The 18245-nt window shown below is 53.2% G+C and carries 15 protein-coding genes; 1 reads left to right on the forward strand and 14 read right to left on the reverse strand.

Going from position 1 to position 18245, the window contains the following annotated elements; all coding sequences use genetic code 11:
• Nucleotides 1-70: 70 nt before the first annotated feature.
• Genes tssA through tssB form a run of 13 tightly spaced genes read right to left on the reverse strand, consistent with a single transcriptional unit; the run spans nucleotide 71 to nucleotide 15894 of the window.
• A complete protein-coding gene (gene tssA / locus ACW44H_RS16405; RefSeq protein WP_457509069.1) occupies nucleotides 71-1570 on the reverse strand; it encodes a type VI secretion system protein TssA in 1500 nt (499 codons plus the stop codon).
• A gap of 13 nt (nucleotides 1571-1583) precedes the next feature.
• Complete coding sequence (vasI, locus tag ACW44H_RS16410; protein WP_457505607.1) at nucleotides 1584-2237, reverse strand: type VI secretion system-associated protein VasI; 654 nt, start codon at nucleotides 2235-2237, stop codon at nucleotides 1584-1586.
• Complete coding sequence (locus ACW44H_RS16415; protein ID WP_457505608.1) at nucleotides 2234-3832, reverse strand: sigma-54 interaction domain-containing protein; 1599 nt, start codon at nucleotides 3830-3832, stop codon at nucleotides 2234-2236. The genes vasI and ACW44H_RS16415 overlap by 4 nt, the downstream gene beginning before the upstream one ends.
• Nucleotides 3833-3836: 4 nt before the next feature.
• Nucleotides 3837-6458 carry a type VI secretion system ATPase TssH gene (gene tssH / locus ACW44H_RS16420; protein ID WP_457505609.1) on the reverse strand — a complete coding sequence of 874 codons (2622 nt, stop codon included), beginning with the start codon at nucleotides 6456-6458 and terminating at the stop codon, nucleotides 3837-3839.
• Between the two features lie 8 nt (nucleotides 6459-6466).
• Nucleotides 6467-7309 carry a type IVB secretion system protein IcmH/DotU gene (icmH, locus tag ACW44H_RS16425; protein WP_457505610.1) on the reverse strand — a complete coding sequence of 281 codons (843 nt, stop codon included), beginning with the start codon at nucleotides 7307-7309 and terminating at the stop codon, nucleotides 6467-6469.
• A 3-nt stretch (nucleotides 7310-7312) separates the two neighbouring features.
• Nucleotides 7313-8647 carry a type VI secretion system baseplate subunit TssK gene (gene tssK, locus ACW44H_RS16430; RefSeq protein ID WP_457505611.1) on the reverse strand — a complete coding sequence of 445 codons (1335 nt, stop codon included), beginning with the start codon at nucleotides 8645-8647 and terminating at the stop codon, nucleotides 7313-7315.
• Complete coding sequence (tssJ, locus tag ACW44H_RS16435) at nucleotides 8647-9201, reverse strand: type VI secretion system lipoprotein TssJ (RefSeq protein ID WP_457505612.1); 555 nt, start codon at nucleotides 9199-9201, stop codon at nucleotides 8647-8649. Before tssJ ends, tssK begins: the two co-directional genes overlap by 1 nt.
• Entirely contained in the window at nucleotides 9198-10622 is a 1425-nt protein-coding gene (gene tagH / locus ACW44H_RS16440) for a type VI secretion system-associated FHA domain protein TagH (protein WP_457505613.1), read from the reverse strand. The genes tssJ and tagH overlap by 4 nt, the downstream gene beginning before the upstream one ends.
• Nucleotides 10623-10625: 3 nt before the next feature.
• Complete coding sequence (tssG, locus tag ACW44H_RS16445) at nucleotides 10626-11648, reverse strand: type VI secretion system baseplate subunit TssG (RefSeq protein WP_457505614.1); 1023 nt, start codon at nucleotides 11646-11648, stop codon at nucleotides 10626-10628.
• Nucleotides 11612-13375, reverse strand: coding sequence for a type VI secretion system baseplate subunit TssF (tssF, locus tag ACW44H_RS16450; protein WP_457505615.1), 1764 nt, complete (start codon nucleotides 13373-13375; stop codon nucleotides 11612-11614). Before tssF ends, tssG begins: the two co-directional genes overlap by 37 nt.
• An 18-nt stretch (nucleotides 13376-13393) precedes the next feature.
• Complete coding sequence (gene tssE, locus ACW44H_RS16455) at nucleotides 13394-13840, reverse strand: type VI secretion system baseplate subunit TssE (protein ID WP_457505616.1); 447 nt, start codon at nucleotides 13838-13840, stop codon at nucleotides 13394-13396.
• A 12-nt stretch (nucleotides 13841-13852) separates the two neighbouring features.
• Nucleotides 13853-15334 (reverse strand): type VI secretion system contractile sheath large subunit, encoded by a 1482-nt coding sequence (gene tssC / locus ACW44H_RS16460; RefSeq protein ID WP_457505617.1) that lies wholly within the window; start codon nucleotides 15332-15334, stop codon nucleotides 13853-13855.
• A gap of 56 nt (nucleotides 15335-15390) precedes the next feature.
• Nucleotides 15391-15894: a type VI secretion system contractile sheath small subunit gene (gene tssB / locus ACW44H_RS16465; protein ID WP_457505618.1), complete on the reverse strand. Its 504-nt coding sequence runs from the start codon at nucleotides 15892-15894 to the stop codon at nucleotides 15391-15393.
• A gap of 641 nt (nucleotides 15895-16535) precedes the next feature.
• Between tssB and ACW44H_RS16470 the strand changes: the two genes are divergently transcribed.
• Nucleotides 16536-17054 (forward strand): Hcp family type VI secretion system effector, encoded by a 519-nt coding sequence (locus ACW44H_RS16470; protein ID WP_457505619.1) that lies wholly within the window; start codon nucleotides 16536-16538, stop codon nucleotides 17052-17054.
• Between the two features lie 137 nt (nucleotides 17055-17191).
• Here the strand turns inward: ACW44H_RS16470 and ACW44H_RS16475 are convergent, their stop codons facing one another.
• A complete protein-coding gene (locus tag ACW44H_RS16475; RefSeq protein WP_457505620.1) occupies nucleotides 17192-18214 on the reverse strand; it encodes a tryptophan--tRNA ligase in 1023 nt (340 codons plus the stop codon).
• Between the last annotated feature and the right edge of the window lie 31 nt (nucleotides 18215-18245).

Here is an 18245-nt window from a genome sequence, read left to right on the forward strand (position 1 = left end):
CCAGCGGCTTAGTTTTGATTTTAATGTTGACCACATTAGTCTTTGTCCCTCGTCCCTTTAATGATGAACATTATGAGTACGTCTCTTTAACCGCTGCTTTCAGGCGCGCCACCAGCGCAGGCTCCCACTGCTCTAACGCCAGATCGGTGACGTATTGATGCAAGGTGTGATAGTGCTGCTGCGCTAAACTCTCTAGCCCGTTTTCGTTTAACAGATCAGCACTTGCCAGGCGCCAATAGGCTTTTTCACGCGGTGAACGGGCTGAGCTAAGCCCTTGATCCAGTACTGATAATGCAGCACCAATATCACCACTTCCTGCTGCGTCTCGAGCCTCTTCAAACCCCACCTGCCAAGCTTCATGTCCACCAGCCCCACCGCCCCCAGCTGCGTTGCTGTACAGCCAGCGCTGCGTCTCATCGTCTATAAAACTCGTTCCGTTATTGAACGTCAGGGTTTCGATGCCGGGGAGCCGCTCTACAAAGCGTTGCGCTTCATCACGAATAGCCTCAGCGCAACGGGGATGGCCAAGCTGTTTGGCAAGACCAGCACTGAGCCGGTGGCCTTCCAGCCAGTAGGGACTAACCGCCAGGCTATTTTCGATCCGCTGCCAAAGCTCACTGTCGCCACCGCGAGCAAGCGCTTCACGATAATCGGCAATACGGTCTGCCGAGACTGGCGCTAACTCTGTTTTTCCCAAGGTTTTACCCACGCTTTCTCCCTCTCTTTTAGCCGCTGGCAGCGCTTGGATGGCACTCCAGATTGCGTAGCGACGGAGGCGATAAGCAAGCGGCTCACCAGGCGACTGTTCGCTCAAAAAATCAGCCATTTTGAGTAGCGCCTGACGGTTAGAGCGCTCGTTTCCCGCTTCTAAGCGCAACTCTGGCGCTTTAGCCGGTGCCTGGGCTGAACCATGAGCCGAGGGAGCTTGTTCAGCGTTGGGGCTTTGTTCTATCTCATTACGCGCTCCCTGCTGAGTAGAGTGATGGCTATTGGATGTAGGGGATGACTGGCTCGGCCGCTGAGCTATGAGTTGGCGGCTTAGTTCGTTAAGCGCGTCTCCTGGCAACGAACGCTGCTTTACTCGTGTCTGTAACTCCGTGAGTGCGCTTTGGCACGCCTCGAACTCATCTTCTGCATTATGAAAATCGAGCCCGCTGGCAAACTTGACGCTACGTTGGGTAAATTGCTGAAACAGCCGGGGACGTAACTTGGCACCTCGTGGGCCATTAAATGGATAGGCGTGCTCCCACCAGGGCTGCTCCAGTGCGCGGGTTAGTAAGCGCAGCGAGAGGGCGAAACGCACACCGTTACCATCGTGCTGCAGGCAGTGAAGTAAATGGCCTAATACTTTTAAGTCCTTACCACGCTCACTGAGCATACGAATAGCGAGCGTTTCAGCCGTCTCCCACGCGACATTGGCATGTTGCAGCGAACCGACTTTCATCATTTCAGCATCGAGAGTCAGGTAATCGCCCGTCTCTTCAAGCGGAATGCCGACAGGGTGCCCTTGATCATTACCTGCCAACGGCGCTAATAAAGGGTCAAGATGAATTTCAGCAGTGATGCGCATCATTAATACTCCGTTACCAACGGCACGCTTCGCGTAGCGGCTGAATGAGTTGGCGGAGACCGGTAATATCAAAACGCAGCCCATCTAGACGCGATACTTCGCTACTAATCGTGACTTCGTTAGCGCTCAGCAGTTGGCGTAGTGTTTCGATGGCGGGCAACCCACGGCCCCCATTGATGACATGTCCACCATCACGCACTCGCCACTGCTGTCTTACACTGGCACTATTAGTGCTTAGCTGTAGATCAACACGGGCGTTATCGATAGGCTCCGGCAAGTGAAGCTGAAATCGCGTAATCTGTTTTTCACAGGCCATGACCATAATGGGCCGTGGCGGTGTGGTACCCAGTGCAGGAACGCTCATCAACACATCTTCGCCGACGTGCCCCATCACCAAGCCAAGTGCATCGCTATTACGCCCCCTCTCTTGACGCTCTATCGCGTGCCATAAATCGGGTAGATCTCTCTCCTCGGTCGGTGAGGACGTGTTTTTGAATACATCGTCATAGCAGCTCAAACGCTCTAGCCGCGAGGTCTCATCAGTGCATGCCAAGGCGTTTTCGAGCATTGTCTGGTGCTCACCCGCCAATGCATGCGTACTCCCCAAAACAGCGATGACAAGTAGCCCCCAGCATGACCACTGGCGGATTAGTAACGTCACTCTCATTTGGTATCCAGTTCTAGCAGTTGGCATTTATGTGCCAGTGTTCGCTTAGGTAAGCCAAGACTTGCAGCAGCTTGGGCGCGATTGCCGCCAAAATGCCTTAACCGCTGGCGAATAATGGCGGTTTCAACGTCGCGAAGTGCTTGACGTAAGTCGTCGATATCGTTCGGCAAAGTGAATGCCATGCTATTTCCCTGCGGTGTTGATGCACGGGATGACTCAACCTCCTGCTCCCCTGGAAGCACATAGGCATCTATATCCGCGCCCTGCGGCGTCATGGCACAGGCGTAGTCAATCAGGTTTTTCAATTCACGGACGTTACCGGGATAGTCTCGCTGTTTGAGTAAGCGCAACGCCGCCGGCGTAATCCCCACCTCTTCACGCTCTTCTCGCAAGCAGAAATCGTTAATAAATGATTGCGCCAACTGAGCAATATCATCGCGCCGTTCGGCAAGCGGAGGTAGGTTGAGGGGAAATTGGCCCAGCCGATAGTAGAGGTCGGCACGAAATTGCTGGGTACGAATATGTTCCCGCAGCGGTTGATGAGTGGCCGCTACTAGACGCAAGTCAGCACAGCGCTCTTCGCTTGCCCCTAGAGGGCGATAGCGGCCACTTTCCAGCACCCGCAATAGTTTGGCTTGCAGCGCGAGGGGCATATCGCCCACTTCATCAAGAAACAGCGTACCGCCATCGGCTTGGCTGATTAGCCCTTCCTGGGCCTGGTCGGCGCCAGAAAATGCCCCCTTGGCATGGCCGAACAGCTCGGACTCCAACAGCGCTTCGGGAATAGCGGCACAGTTAATCGCCATAAACGGACTTTTCGCACGAGCGGAAAACTGATGAATAGCACGTGCTACCCGGTCTTTTCCGGTGCCTGTTTCACCCTGCAGCAAAACAGCCAAGTTGGTTTCTGCCGCGCGGACCACTTGGCGCCGCAGGGCCTGCATGGCACTGGATTGACCCAGTAGCTCTGCTGATAATTGATCAGCCAATGCTTGGCGGCGCGCGCCGTCATTCAGCTTGACTAACGAATCACGCAGCGCCCGTGAACGATGGCGTTCACCCTGCTCCCGAGAGAGTCGCGCCCACAGCCTGCATAGCAACGCCTCAAACGCCGCCATACCAGGATCTTCATCAAGGGTGGTGAAGGTATCTTCTTCTCCCACCATCAACAGCACGCCCAGCCACTCTTGCTCGCCATCCTGGGCGCGCAGCGGTCTCACCTGGAGACGCTTGGCGCCCGCAAAGTGGGCGACCTGGGATTGAAACTCTGCATGATCCAAGCGCGTACGGGCATCGCCAACGCTTAACGTGATGGCTTTGCCACTTCGGATAACGTGGGCATAGGGGTGGCTGAAGTCACTGCAATCAAATTGTGCTGCATCATCATCCCGCCCAAGCCAACGCCCACTCCCCTCTACATAGAGACATTCAGCACAATCAAGCCCTAATCCATTTCCTAATACCTGGGCTGCACGTTGGCGTAGCGCCTCTGTGCTAGCACTTTCCACTAGTGTTAATGCGATGCGCATAGCGGCTAGCGGTGAAGTTGAGCGCGAACCGTTGTTAGCGAAAGTGTCGAGGGCTTGAAGCGTCATGGTGTCACGCTACCTCCGCAGTAAAGGTGCCCTGCTCGGCATCGATACCTAGCGCTACCCGAGTCACCGGTTCACGACGCGCCATGCGCTCCAGCAACGCACGTGAAAGCGGTGGCAGCAGTTCGCCATCGATCACCGACTCAAGCATCCGCGCGCCGTTTTCGCTCCGCGTTGCACGTTTGCAAATCGCCTCGGCCAGACTGTCATCAAGTACCACCTCGGCATGGCGATGGCGCTCGCGAATGCGGGTTGCCAAGGTATCCAGCTTGGTCTTGACGATGTCGCGCAGGGTATCGCCGTCCAGCGGCAAATAGGGCACCACTTCCATCCGTGCCAACAGCGCTGGTTTGAAAAATTCTGCCAGCACCGGGTAGAGCGCGGTATCCAGCGCCACGAGGTCATTGCCGTAGCTAACGATGGCCTCGTAGCCAAGGTTAGAGGTCAGGAAGAACAGCACGTTTTTACAATCAATAACGCGCCCTTCCCCGTCGGCCAATTCACCTTTATCAAACGCCTGGTAGAAGAGGTTAAGCACATCAGGATGGGCTTTTTCGACTTCGTCCAGCAGCACCACCGAATAAGGGCGTTGACGAATCGCTTCGGTCAGTAGCCCGCCCTCGCCAAACCCGACATACCCCGGCGGCGAGCCAATCAAGCGCGAAACCGTATGCTTCTCTTGGTATTCCGACATATTGATGGTGGTAAGAAATTGACGGCCGCCATACAACTGGTCGGCAATCTGTACCACGGTTTCAGTTTTACCCACGCCGCTGGGGCCTACCAGCAGGAACGCGCCCAGGGGACGCCCTGGGCGGCGAAGATCAGCCCGCGCGGTCAATAAATGGCGGTGAATACGCTCAATAGCACTGCTCTGCCCCTGGATTAACGCCTCCAGATGCGTCGGCAGTTCGGTGAGCCTTGTGAGCTCGTCACTGGTCATGCGCTCAACCGGCACCCCCGTCCAATCGCCAATCACCTGGGCAATCTGCGCCTCTTCTACGCTGGGATTCACCAACGCGAAAGATTCTTGGAGCTGGGCTAACTGTTGCTCACGCTCGGCAAGCTCTTGATGTATGCCTTCTGGTATTGGCTCGGCTTCATCGCCCTCTTGCGCGTCTAGCAACTGGCGATGCATCGCCACAATGGCATCGACGCACTCACGCTGCGCTTGCCAAGCGGCTTCCAGGCTTGCCAACTCATTTTCCAGCTTGGCTAAGCGTTCGGTTAAGTCCTGTTGGCGTTCGCTATCGGGTTCGCGTCCCAGCAGACGTTCACGCTCGACCTGATCACGCTCGCGCAGCGCGGCGGTATGCTCGCTCTGCAAGTGGCTTAACTTACGCGGCGGAGTATCCAGTGCCTGCGCCAATCGGGTACAGGCGGTATCCAACACGTCAATGGCTTTATCGGGCAATTGCCGACCGGCCAGGTAACGAGCAGAGAGCGCCGCGGCAGCTCGCAGGCCGCTCTCACCGATCAGCACGCCGTGGGCGCGCTCATACACATCACGTAAACCGCGCAGAATGACCAGCGCTTGCGCAACGCTTGGCTCGGAAAGCGCAATGGGCTGGAAGCGACGAGAGAGCGCCGGGTCTTTTTCAAAATACTTTTTGTACTCACGCCAAGTAGTGGCGGCGATGGTACGCAGCTCGCCCCGCGCCAGAGCAGGCTTGAGCAGGTTGGCCGCATCACCGCCGCCTTCCTGATTGCCAGCGCCAATCAGCGTGTGTGCTTCATCAATAAACAGCAGCGTAGGCCGCGGGGCATTTTTGACTTCGTCAATCACCGCTTTAAGGCGCTTTTCAAACTCGCCTTTCACCGCGGCACCGGCTTGCAGCGCACCCAAATCAAGGGTCAGCAGCTCAACGTCTGCCAGCGCAACGGGCACTTGCCCTGCCACAATACGGGCTGCCAACCCTTCTACCACGGCACTTTTTCCTACCCCGGCATCGCCAACCACGATGGGGTTGTTTTTGCGCCGACGTCCCAGGATATCGAGCATTTGGTCGATTTCCGGATCACGCCCTAGTACGGGGTCAAGCTCGCCATTGCGCGCTTGTTCGGTCAGCGATGTGGCAAAGCGCGCCAGCGCGCTGTCATCGCCAGCGGGGCGGGCAACCTGGCGTGGACTCGCATCGGCATCATCCCGAGGCGCTTCGGCTGAATCGGCCGTAAGACGCTCCAAGTGGCGGCGTAGATTTTCCCGATTGATGTCCGCCAACAGTCGAGCAGAGACTACTCCTAAATAGCGGTCGGTATTATGGAGCAAGGTAGTTAGCACCGCCCCACCGCGCAGCTCGCTATGCTGATACTCCGTGGTGGCCAACAGCCAGGCATCCTGAAGCAGCTCCACCAGCAAGGGTGAAAAGCTGGGAGTGGCTACGTCAAGGTCCCTAGGTGGACGCGTTTCTTCAGCCAGTTGCGCACGCAACTCAGCCACATCAATGTCGAATGTTTTACATAAACAACGTACATCGCACAGCGGTTGATCAAGCAAGGCTTGCAACAAATGCGCGGCGGTGACTTCAGGCGCCTGCTGCTGCGCGCACAGCACGGCGGCCTGCTCAATTCCTTGGCGTGTGATCGTATTTAGTCGGCCAATAAGCGCTGGTAGCTCTACCCTGAGCATGGGGTCTCCTAACGGTAAATTTGGTTAAGAAGCGAGGTGATCTGCTCGGCTTGTTGGTCAAGCGACCAAGACAGGCCCAAATACACCGCCACCATGGCTAACCCAAACAGGCTGAAAATGCCCCATACAGGAAAGCCACTACGCAGCCGTTGGCGAACTCTCACAACATTGTGCAACGGCTGTGTCAGCGCTTCCTCAGGCGGCTGGTCAAGCGTGGCCAGTTGGTCGCCCAGAGCGCGTACTATTTGTTCATATTCATCGCGCCCGTGGGATGCGACTCGATAGCGGCCTTCAAAGCCAAGGCATAGGCAGAGATAAATAAACGCCAACATATCTCGGTAGCGCTGGGGCTCTTGCTGTAGCCGCGAGAGGATTGAAAACACTTTTTCGCCGCCCCAGGTTTCATTATGAAAACGCGTCAACAGCGAGTGCTCAGCCCACTTACTCTGCCGCCCCCAGGGCATTCCCATAACCGCTTCGTCAATGAAGGAGCAGAGCACGTAGCGATAGGCGAGCAATGTGGCGCGGTCATAGCCCTGTTCCGTCAGCTCAATCTCAATAGCGGCAATTTCATCCACTACCTGGCGATAGAGACGCTCGATATCGCCTGCACTATCTAGCTGTCGCACTCGTACCACCATGCCAAGCAGGCTGCTAGCGGCGTCCACCAGGGGATTAAGATTGTGCCCACGCAGGCGAAACCAGTAGTCCTCGTCAGCATCTAGTTGTTCAGCATGGCTATGGATCAGATGTTCCAAACCACGCTCATTTATCAGATCCTCATGGCGAACTTTGTCGTGTGCACCACGTGGCCTTACAGAGCGTTGATCACCCGTTGCGAGATGTTGCATGGCTTAACTCCTGATGGCCCAGAACTGCATTTCCAGCCCTGGAAATTCACCGGCGACATGGAAGGCGAACCCGCTGGCCCCGTTGAGCATGCCCCACGCTTCACTCTGGCGGTCCAGTTGGAAATAGGTGTAGCCCGCGTGATAGGGCAGTTCGCGGGGTGCGACCGGCAAGGGTTCAAGCGGAACACCGGGTAGTTGCAGGCTGATGAGGTCGCGAATACGCTCGACGCTGGCCACTTTGGTTTGTTGCAAAAACAGCTTGCGTAACCGCTCGTTGGGCATGTCGGCGCGAACCGCCAGAATGAACTCCGCCGATTCGATGAGGCTAACGTCAGTCAGGGGCGCCACCAGCAGACCAAAGCGGCGCGCCTGAAGCTGAATGGCAACAGCCCGAGGCTCTAGTACAGTGGAAAGCGCTTGACGCAGCATTTTCATCAGCGGTCGGAAAGCACGTTCAGGATGGTCATGCTCGTAGGCCGGACATTCTGGCGGTAACCGCGATTCGTCGGTAAAGGTCACTAGTTCACAGGCGACTTCGTGCATGGTGTCGTACAGCCGCTCCGGGTGGAGCTGGCCCAGCCGAGCAAGGTGTTGGAAACGCGGTTGCGCACGGTTTAGCAGTTGTAGCAGCATAAAGTCAGCGACATCAGCAACGCCTGCTTGATTCGGCGTAGAGAGGCGTTGAGCAATGTTGCGCGCCCGCTCGCGCATTAAACCGGCCATCTCACCCACGAATCGCTGTAACCCTGGTGCTGCTTGAACATTGAGCAAAGTAGGCAGGAATTGCTCATCAAGCACTAAACTGCCATCCGGGCGACGCTCAACAATCCGCGCTACGGATAGACAGGCGTAGCCACTACGGTCGTCACTCTCTAGTAGCAAACGCGGAGAAACCCGGGCCACGTCCAGCTCCGCTGTCGCACCATCGCGAGAATGAAGATCACGAACGCTGCGTGAAGAGAGGCGATAACGCGCAGGTAGGTCGTCTCCCGGCCAGCGCACTTCGCCCACGCCATCGGTTGCCAACGGCAGTCCTAAGTAGACCACTTGGTTGGTAATGCTGGCATCGCTGATCTCTAACGGCGTTGGCTCGACATCATCGGCCGGTAGCTGAAAGGCGACACCATCCGGCATAACCCCGCTGGCACGGCTAATGGCAATACGCCCAAAACTGAGAAACTCGTTATTTAATACCAGCGTATGAAAGCCGTATAAATAATGGCTAATCCCTTTTAGCCGTACATCAATTAGCCCTTCTAAACTGCGTTGCTGCTGCTGAAAATGCTGTGGCTTAATAAACAGGCCTTCACTCCATACCACACGATTACGGCTGGTCATTACTCTTCCCTCCTTAGTTCTACTTCGCTATCCCGGAGGTGAACCAGCAGGTGGTAATGCTCGCCGCGGCTCTTCACCTTAACGACCTTCTTCCACTCGGCATCGTTGGGCGTGGCGTAGAAAGCAATCAGCCCGATGTAACGCGTCTCTTCATCAACTTCGAACGGTTCGTAAAACTTCCACTGCCCTGGTAGCAAGGTAAAGTCATCGTGGGTGAGGTAGTTGGTACCTAACGCCTCTTCCAGATCACGACTCAGTTGCCCTAAGTCGGCCGCCATCAGCATGGAATCATCTTTTAACTGCAGTACCTGAAAGCGCAGCGGAGTACCTTCCCCGTCCACATTGGGATTGACGTTTGGCTCGGCAATCATGCTTAGATCGACTGTCGTAGGCTGATCTTCTGGGTAGCCGACAGGAATCGATGGATCCTGCATTACCTGCCATGCCTTGCCCGTGGCTTCACGGGTCGAGGCACAGCCTGCCAAAAGCAAGATGATGCAAAGTAACCAGGCAAGCCGTGCCATATTTCGCACGCTCATGCTCTGCATGCTCATGCTTCCTCCCGCTGCTGGCGTCGCACCGATTGGTCGTAGGCTTGCTCAAAAACTTCCCAAAACAGCTTTTGAAAACCCTGCTGGCGACCAGAATTGAGCTCACGGTAATAGTAGTGATACATCTCCCACGCCCAGCCGCCTTCATCTTCAATGCGATTACCGGCACCACGGTAAGCATGGAAACGCTTGAGTAACGCTTCAGGGGAGAACGCATCAAGTATTGACCCGAGTGCATGACCAATCGCCTCTTCCACAGCAGCTTGATGCTGCCCCTGGTGACGTAAACACTCGGCTACTGCTTCAGGTGCTGATAAGTGCACCGGGCTACGCTGGGCAGAAAATAGGGTTTCAGCGGTTTCATCGTAGGATTGCCCCAGGCGCAGTGGATTATCTTCGATTGGCTGTAAACGACGATCACGGAGTGGGTACTTACTGTCATTCTGGGATTGCTGCAGTACCCGTAGGCCATCAATGGTCGCACGCAGGGTTTGCCCCGCCTCTTCTAAGAAAGCCTGCTGCTCCTCGCTATCACGAAAGGGTAAATCGAGACCTAAGCCCCTTAGCAGCGGGTCTGCACCAACATGGCCAAGCGTTTGTGCTGTCGGCTTCTGCCAGCGATCTTCCAACTGCTCCCCAACCGAGCGCTCCAAATCGTTTATCTGCCGCTCATCCATACCACTGCTCCTCCGCGTTGCTGTGCCGTTTGGTGTTTTAATGTCAGGTAGGCTTAAGGCTTCATCATGGTGCTCTTGTTGCTGCCACTGCCCACGGTTGTGTAGATAAGCCGGCGCTTGAGTTTCATGCCTTTGATACGCTTGCTGGCGATGTGAGAGTGTCATCGCCTCTAACGGCTCCATGGTGGGCAGTGACGATTGATTCTCTTCATCTAGTGCAACCATCGGGTCATGTGCAGTCGAACCCGGCAAAGCTCCACCTAACGCCTCCATCGGATCACCTTTTTCTGCATCGTGATTAAAGGTTTCACCGCCCCGCACTGACCAAACAACACCATGGGTTGAGACTTCGTCGTGCTCTTCGTCAATCAGCGTGGCAAGTGAGTGGATGCCAGGCTGCCACGCATGCCGATCTCCGAGATGGACTTTCAAGCAATATTCGCCGATCAACAGCTCGTCGCCATCGCGTAAAGCTACTTTCCGATGACGCCCAATCGGCAGTGTGGTCCGGTTAATGAAGGTGTGACCGCTCAGGTCTACCAGGCAGAACTTGCCGTCAATTTTGATAATTTCGGCGTGGCTGGGCCTAATTCGCCCGCTATGATCTTGTAGTAACCAATCGTCGTGCTGGCCGCTGCCTAGCGTCCCTCCTTCCTGATGGAAGACAAAGCTACTGGTTGAACGGCCTTCAAGCTGCTCGCTGTTAGTAACTACTAACGTAATGGCGTCAATTTGATTGTGCTGCATGCGTTAACTCGTCATCTGTATACGGACACGACGACGAGTGCTGCAGTCATCGTGTTCGGGATCAACAAAAGTGGTCCATCCAAGTTGGCATGATCCGGCATCGCCTAAACGCATGGGCTTTACTTCACTCTCCAGCAATTCGAGTTCAAGGTCGTAAGCCAAAGGCTCACGCAAAACAAAGCTGACCAGCGTTTTGAGAGGGCTATGCTCTTCACCATCTGGAAGAAAGTCCCTGAATCGAGCTAGGCTTAAGCCCCGCAAACACAGCGCAAACTTGCCGTTCACATCGGCGACACGCTCACCGGCGACCATGTCGCCGCCCAGTGTCATTCCCGAGACGCCCATGCAACTGCGCTGATCAAGAGGAATTTCTACCCAGCGCTGCACCCACTCTTCTATCTCTACGCGAGCCAAGTCGAAGCAGTGGCCTACAATGCCGCTAACCACATCAGGCGAGCGCGAGCGCCCAGCCAATAAGCCTGCATAAGCAAGCATTTTGCTCCAGTTGATCGACGTCTCACCGCGCAAATCACTGTCAGCAAGCCCTACCAGCGCGAAGATAGCCGCAGAAAAACCATCCTTTGCATCATCTTGATAGCGGACATAGTGGCGATATTTACGCCAACTACGATGAACGAGCGTCAGCAGTCGATGGTTAAAGAAGTCGAGGAAATCTCCGGCGCTCCCCTCTTGATGAGCTGCGTTATGCGCCAAGGTTTCCAAGTAGTAGCCGGGCAGCGGCGACTGAGCGCCCTGCAGGCCAAAAAAACTGACTTCCATCTCATACTGGCCCGCTTGCTTTTCTTTCAGAGCCAGCACATCGCTGCCTGGAAACCCTAGCGAAGCCGATGCGGTATAGCGCACCCGCTGAAATGTAGGCACGCTGCCGCCATGCCGCTGCTCCAAATCATCGTTGTGATGACGGTGCAGAAGCTCTACTAGTTGATAAAACTCGTAGCGTCGTGCTCCCCGCATGACAGGTGCCAGCGCTACATCAGGGGCTGCTGCCCCACCTGTAAGGTCCATTGATAGCGCTCTTGGTTATGGCGGTTAATGACATGCAGTTCGTGAAAAGAGTTGATGCTTGCGTAGAGCGAGAAGAAACGCGCCAGCACACTGCCAAACAGGTAAAGACTCCCCTCGTCACCGAAGGCTTCTTGATCCAACGTCATCACCGAGCGCAGCCCACGTACGGGCAATCCTTTGCGCAACCGGTCAACAGATTGCGTATCAATTTCCAGTATGCCCGATAACCTTTTTTGTGCGATCCGCTCTGCCTGCCTGTCCACTAGCGCACGGAAATCATAGGCACGCAGCACTGAACACAGCGCATCACGCTCTAGCAGGGAAAGGTAGTTCAGCGATAAATTGGAAATTAATATCCACAGCAGCCCATCATCGAGGGCAGGTCGTAACACCGGGGTTGGCCGGGTAATATTACGGAACGTTGCGTAAGCCGGACTCTCTTCCGTAGCCACACATAAGTCGCCAATGGTCAGTCGCTCAGGCAACTCACGATTGCTGCACGTCAGCTGCAGAGAGATCGTTTCACGACGCCCCAGGCAATCGCGTTCATCACTGCGCACAAACGCGATATCGTGATCAAAGCCATCACTACGCAGGCTCTCGCGCACTCTTATACGAAAGTGGAGCGCTTCTCTTCCCCGGTCTCGCTCAATTTGATGCTGAAAACTCTCGAAAGGTACGTAGTTGCGCGGCTTCTCCTGCCTCTCTTTACGTCCCCCCTCTAAATGGCCCTGAACAGTATCAACACTAAAAATTTCGTAGTGGGAGGGAGCACGACTGCTAGGCCGTATTCGGTATTCGCTGCGCTCGCCACTTAAATCAATAGGCTCTGCATCGTGCTCGAAAAGATTAATCGCTGGTGTGCAATAAAGCGCCAAGTGCTCATCCTGCACACGGACATCGGCCGGTAGTGTTCGCGAAAATACAAACCTCAAGGTGACCTTGCTAGCGGCTCCATCAGGTAGATAGCGGCCGAGTCCAGCCACATCAAAAAAATGGAAAGCTTCGGGAAAGCAGAGATACTCCTGCAGAATGCGGTACCCTTGATGAACATTCTGCGGATAAGGTAAGAGCGCCTGATCGCGCTCGAACCCTACTGCGTTAAGCGCATTTGCAGGTAACCGCTGTGTTTGACCATCAACCTCGAGCTCCAAGCTTGCCAGGTAATGGCTCATCCATAGATACAGCGTGCGCGCAGTGTAACTATCGCCCCCTAAATGCAAACGCAATGAGTCGATACCCATGGTATTCATCGGCTGATCACTGCGAACCTCCATCGTTAGCTCAACGATCGAGGATTCCCGCGTATGTTGTGCAACAACCCCTATCGGCGCCAACGGATAGAGCGTAACATCATGGCAAGTGCGAAACAGGCATGGCGTGCCCTCTACCGGCTCACTGGCAAGCTCCGTTCCACGCTCAACCCGCTGTTGCTGGCTCAACGAGTACCAACTGGGGGTAAACTGCACCACCGTCATGCTAGGCACTGGGCGAAGGTAATTCGGCCACAGCATGCTGATTAAAGAGTGAGTGAGCTCTGGAAAATCATCCTCGACTTTTTCCCGCATACGACCTGTTAGAAAGGCAAACCCTTCTAATAGCCGCTCGACGTCAGGATCCGTGCTGCGCTCAGATAAAAAGCGGCTTAAACCGGGATTTGCATCAGCAAACTCTCGGCCCTGGCGCTTTAAAAAATTAAGCTCGTCTCGATAGTAGCGATTCAGCATTCGTGCCTCTCAGGCCTATCAGTTGAGACACTGATAACGCTTGTTGTTTAGCAACAAATCGATCGTCGCCTGTGTGTTTTCTCTACCCAAAGCGACAGTGGCATGCACTTGAAAGCGCAGCTGCAACGGGTCGCCATGGTTAGGTAAAGACGCCACGTCCACACGTTTGACTCGGGGCTCATAACGCTCAATGCACTGACAAATGGCCTGTTGAATATTGCGCTCCAAGTCCAGCACACCAATCGTTGCATCGTTAAAGTCGAGTAAGCCTAAGTCCGGCGCGCATGCACTGTTACCAGGATGGCTATTGAGCAATTCAACCAAGTGGCGTTTGATTGACTCGACTACCTCTGTCACCCCATCAGCATCCTTTCGCAACGCGGACTGGCGAGGCTCGGCAAGCCGTTCAAATAAGCGGCTTCCCAAGAACTCACTCCCCAGCAACCCACTGCCATCTGTTGTCATGATTGCCGCCCTTTACTCTTTATCGAGACGACCAACCAGCGAGAGCTCAAAGTTGGCACCCATATATTTGAAGTGCGGGCGAACAGCCATAGAAACCTGATACCAGCCTGGATCACCCTCGACATCAGACACTTGAATAGAGGCGGCGCGAAGTGGGCGACGGCTACGCACATCTGCTGGTGGGTTTTCTTGATCTGCAACGTATTGGCGAATCCAGGCATTGAGCTCACGTTCGAGATCCTGACGCTCTTTCCATGAGCCAATCTGCTCTCGCTGAAGCACTTTTACGTAGTGCGCCAAGCGGTTAATGATGAACATGTAGGGAAGCTGAGTACCCAGCTTGAAGTTAGTCTCAGCAGCTTTACCTTCAGCCGTATTTGGAAAGACCTTAGGTTTTTGAACAGAGTTGGCTGAGAAGAAGGCAGCATTATCACTACCCTTTCGCATAGTTAATGAAATGAAGCCCTCTTCGGCCATTTCAAATTCGCGGCGGTCAGTAATGAGTACTTCGGTAGGAATTTTAGCTTGCAACTGGCCGAATGCTTCGTAGGTATGTACGGGTAAGTTTTCAACGGCGCCACCACTTTGTGGGCCAATGATATTGGGGCACCAGCGATACTTGGCAAAGCTATCGGTTAAGCGCTCCGCTAATAAGTAAGCGGTATTCCCCCACAAATAGTGCTCATGCTTTTCACTTACATTTTCGCGGTAGTTAAACGTTTTAATCGGGTTTTCTATCGGGTCATAAGGTGTACGCAGTAAGAAGCGTGGCGCTGTTAAGCCAAGGTAACGGGCATCTTCTGACTCACGGAGGCTACGCCAACGAGCGTATTTTGGCCCTTCAAAAATAGCCTTGAAGTCTTTAATGTTTGGCAGCTCTTCAAAGCTCTCAATGCCAAAAAAGGCGGGCGCAACAGAGGACATAAAGGGCGCATGGGCCATCGCTCCCACGGCTGCCGAATGTTGCAATAACTTCATGTCAGGGGTAGAGGGCGAAAAATCGTAATGACCGATGATGCCTGCTACCGGTTCTCCGCCAAACTGACCGTAACCTGCGTTATAAACATGATGGTAAAGACCGCTCTGACTAATCTCAGGCGCAAACTCAAAATCTTCCAGCAGCTCCTGCTTGGTGGCATGCAACACATCAAGCTTAATGTTTTCGCGAAAATCAGTACGATCAACCAGTAATTTCAAGCCTCGCCAAGCCGACTCTAACTGTTGAAAATTTGTTTCGTGCAAAACTTCATCTACTTGATGGCTGATTTTGCGATCCAGCTCGACAATCATGTTATCAACGAGTGATTTGTTAACCTTTGGAGCCGCATCATCTCCATTAAGCAGTTCTGCGATGAAAGCCGCCACACCCTGCTTGGCAACATCGTAGCCCTCATCAGCAGGCGCCATACGTGTTTGCGCCATTACCTGATCAAGCAAAGAGATTTCTGCTTCCGTCTCTGCCGCTGTGTTCTGTTGCTTTGCTGTCTTGCTCATAGCTGTGCCTCAAGTCCGCTGATCTGCAATAAAAAAACGCTGCCAATAGAGAGGAGTTATTTGCCTTTATCAACATCCAGTAATGCCAGCTCATTCAACAACTGCTGGCGGGCATCGTCGTTTTCTAGCAGTTTTTGTAGCCGATCTCGGAAAGCAGGCACATTGCCCAGCGGCCCCTTCAAAGCAACTAGAGCCTCACGCAATTCCACTAGCTTGCGCAATTCAGGCACCTGTTTTGCAACAGCATCAGGAGAGAAGTCTTCGAGTGAGCGGAAGGAAAGATTGACCGCAATATCTGTTGACTCATCGCTTTCCTCAAGGCGATTGGGCACCGCAGTTTGTAGGCTTAACCCTGCCTCGCGCATCACCGACTGAAAGTTGTTTTTATCAACAGAAACAGATTGACGCTCCTCGATAGGTGTCTCTTCCTCCCCCCCTTTAAAATCCCCTACCACCAATAGCTTTAAAGGCAATTCAGTATCAGCCTGCTGATCACCGGTAGCGGGTACATACTTAATATTGATGCGTTCTTTCGGCGCAACGGTTCCTTGCTTAGCCATGATAGTTAGCCCTGAAGAGAGATGTATCAATGTAACCGTGAATGGTTCTCAATCCCGGGAAGGTAACGAATTATGAAAAACTAAGCCAAGCGGCCTCTATTACTAATAAGCACCGGAATTTTTCTCCTTTATAATCCCCATCATCGATTTTTTTTTATTTTCTGCATTTTTAGGCGAAATTAACGGAATATAGGGCAAAATAATCAGCACATTATATGCTAATTATAATTTGTAAGATATTTCTTACAGTTTCTATCGGCAATCTCTTAAGATTATTGACAGAAATAACGCACAAAGAATTTTTTAAAAAAGCGATCAGACACGAAGAATGCGAGTTATTAATGTAATAACTTCAGCTTAAAAACTAACCACAAGAGTAGCTTTGTTACCAACTGAAACTTAAGGAAAGTCTTTCTTTATCAATTAAGTCACTCAATTATATTTAAAGTAAGTAAGCAAATGGTTGCCCAACAAGCGAGTAGTTGCTTAAGTCAGGCAATTTATTGCCTAATAAAAATTAATATATAAAATTAAAAAAATTAAATCACTGAAAGCTAAGGTAAAAAAAAAGGTGGCATATTACTTGCTCTAATTAGGGTGTCCATACGACATCACTAACTATTTCACTCAAGGAGCAGACCATGCCAACACCATGTTATATCAGCATTGAAGGCCAAACTCAGGGCAACATCACGGCAGGCGCCTTCACCCCTGATTCGGTGGGTAATATCTACGTTGAAGGTCATGAAGACCAAATGCTGGTGCAGGAATTCAAGCATGTTGTTACCGTACCGACTGATCCTCAGTCTGGTCAGCCATCCGGTCAGCGCGCTCACAAACCCTTTATCTTTACTGTTGCCCTGAATAAATCAGTGCCATTGATGTATAACTCACTTGCCTCTGGCGAGATGCTGCCCAATGTTGAGCTGAAGTGGTACCGCACTTCTGTCGAAGGTAAGCAGGAACACTTTTTCACCACTACATTGACGGATGCCACTATCGTTGATATCAACCTGCGCATGCCGCACGCCCAAGACATCAATAAATCTGAGTTCACACAATTGATGGATGTGTCGCTAGCTTACCGTAAGATTGATTGGGAACACACGGTGGCAGGAACTTCCGGTTCGGATGATTGGCGCGCCCCGATTGAAGGTTAAGTTATCGCTAAATCCCTAGGTGATGCCTGAAATATAGGCTAGAAACAAACGAAGCCCTTTCCAACCGGAAGGGCTTCGTTGTTTTTACTGTCTCGTTACTGCCTTATCGCTCTTGATACAGAGGCAGAGGCCAAGTTCTAAACAAACCGCCCCAGGCCAACAGCTGAGCGCAAGCGATCCATTGTTACGGCGGCTTCTTCCCGTGCCCGCTCCGCGCCTTTCTGCAAAACCGCCTCAATATGGGCTGGGTCTTCCATGAGTGCATTATAGCGTTCACGCGGAGCGCTCAAGTGTGCATTCAGGTATTCAAATACCAAGTTCTTTGCATCGCCCCAGCCAATACCATCGGCATACTGTTGGCGCAGGCTTTCGGTTTCTGCCGAGGTCGCAAAGGCTGAGTAAATTTGGAACAGTGTGCAGCTATCGGGGTCTTTTGGCTCACCTGGTTCCAGCGAGTTCGTTTTGATTTTACGCACCAGCTTTTGCAGTTTTTTCTCAGAGGCAAAGAGCGGGATCGTATTGTCATAGCTTTTGGACATCTTGCGCCCGTCCAAGCCATTCAGAAGCTGTACTTTATCGTCAACGACGGCTTCCGGGAGGACAAAATGCTGACCCTTGTAGAGGTGATTAAAGCGCCCGGCGATATCGCGAGCCATCTCAATATGCTGAATCTGGTCACGCCCTACCGGCACCTTGTTGGCGTTAAACATTAAAATGTCTGCAGCCATCAGCACTGGGTAACCAAACAAGCCCATTGTAATGCCTTTGTCTGGGTCTTGGTTTTCTGCTTCTTCGTTCTCAGCCACCGCTGCTTTATAAGCATGGGCGCGGTTCATCAAGCCTTTGGCGCACACGCAGGAGAGCATCCAGGTGAGCTCGGGAATTTCTGGAATATCCGATTGGCGATAGAAAATGGCATTGTCGGTATCCAGCCCCAATGCCAGCCAAGTGGCAGCAATTTCCAAGCGAGATTCCTGCACACGCTTCGGGTCTGGGCACTTAATTAAGGCGTGATAGTCAGCCAAAAAGTAAAACGACTGAACATTGGGGTCCTGGCTTGCCTCAATGGCAGGCTTGATCGCTCCAATATAGTTGCCTAGATGGGGCGTGCCGGTAGTGGTGATGCCGGTAAGGACGCGGGTTTTGGCGGTTTGACTCATGGTTTTCAGGCTCTTAATCAAATACCGCTAT

This window comes from Vreelandella sulfidaeris Esulfide1, assembly GCF_054072535.1.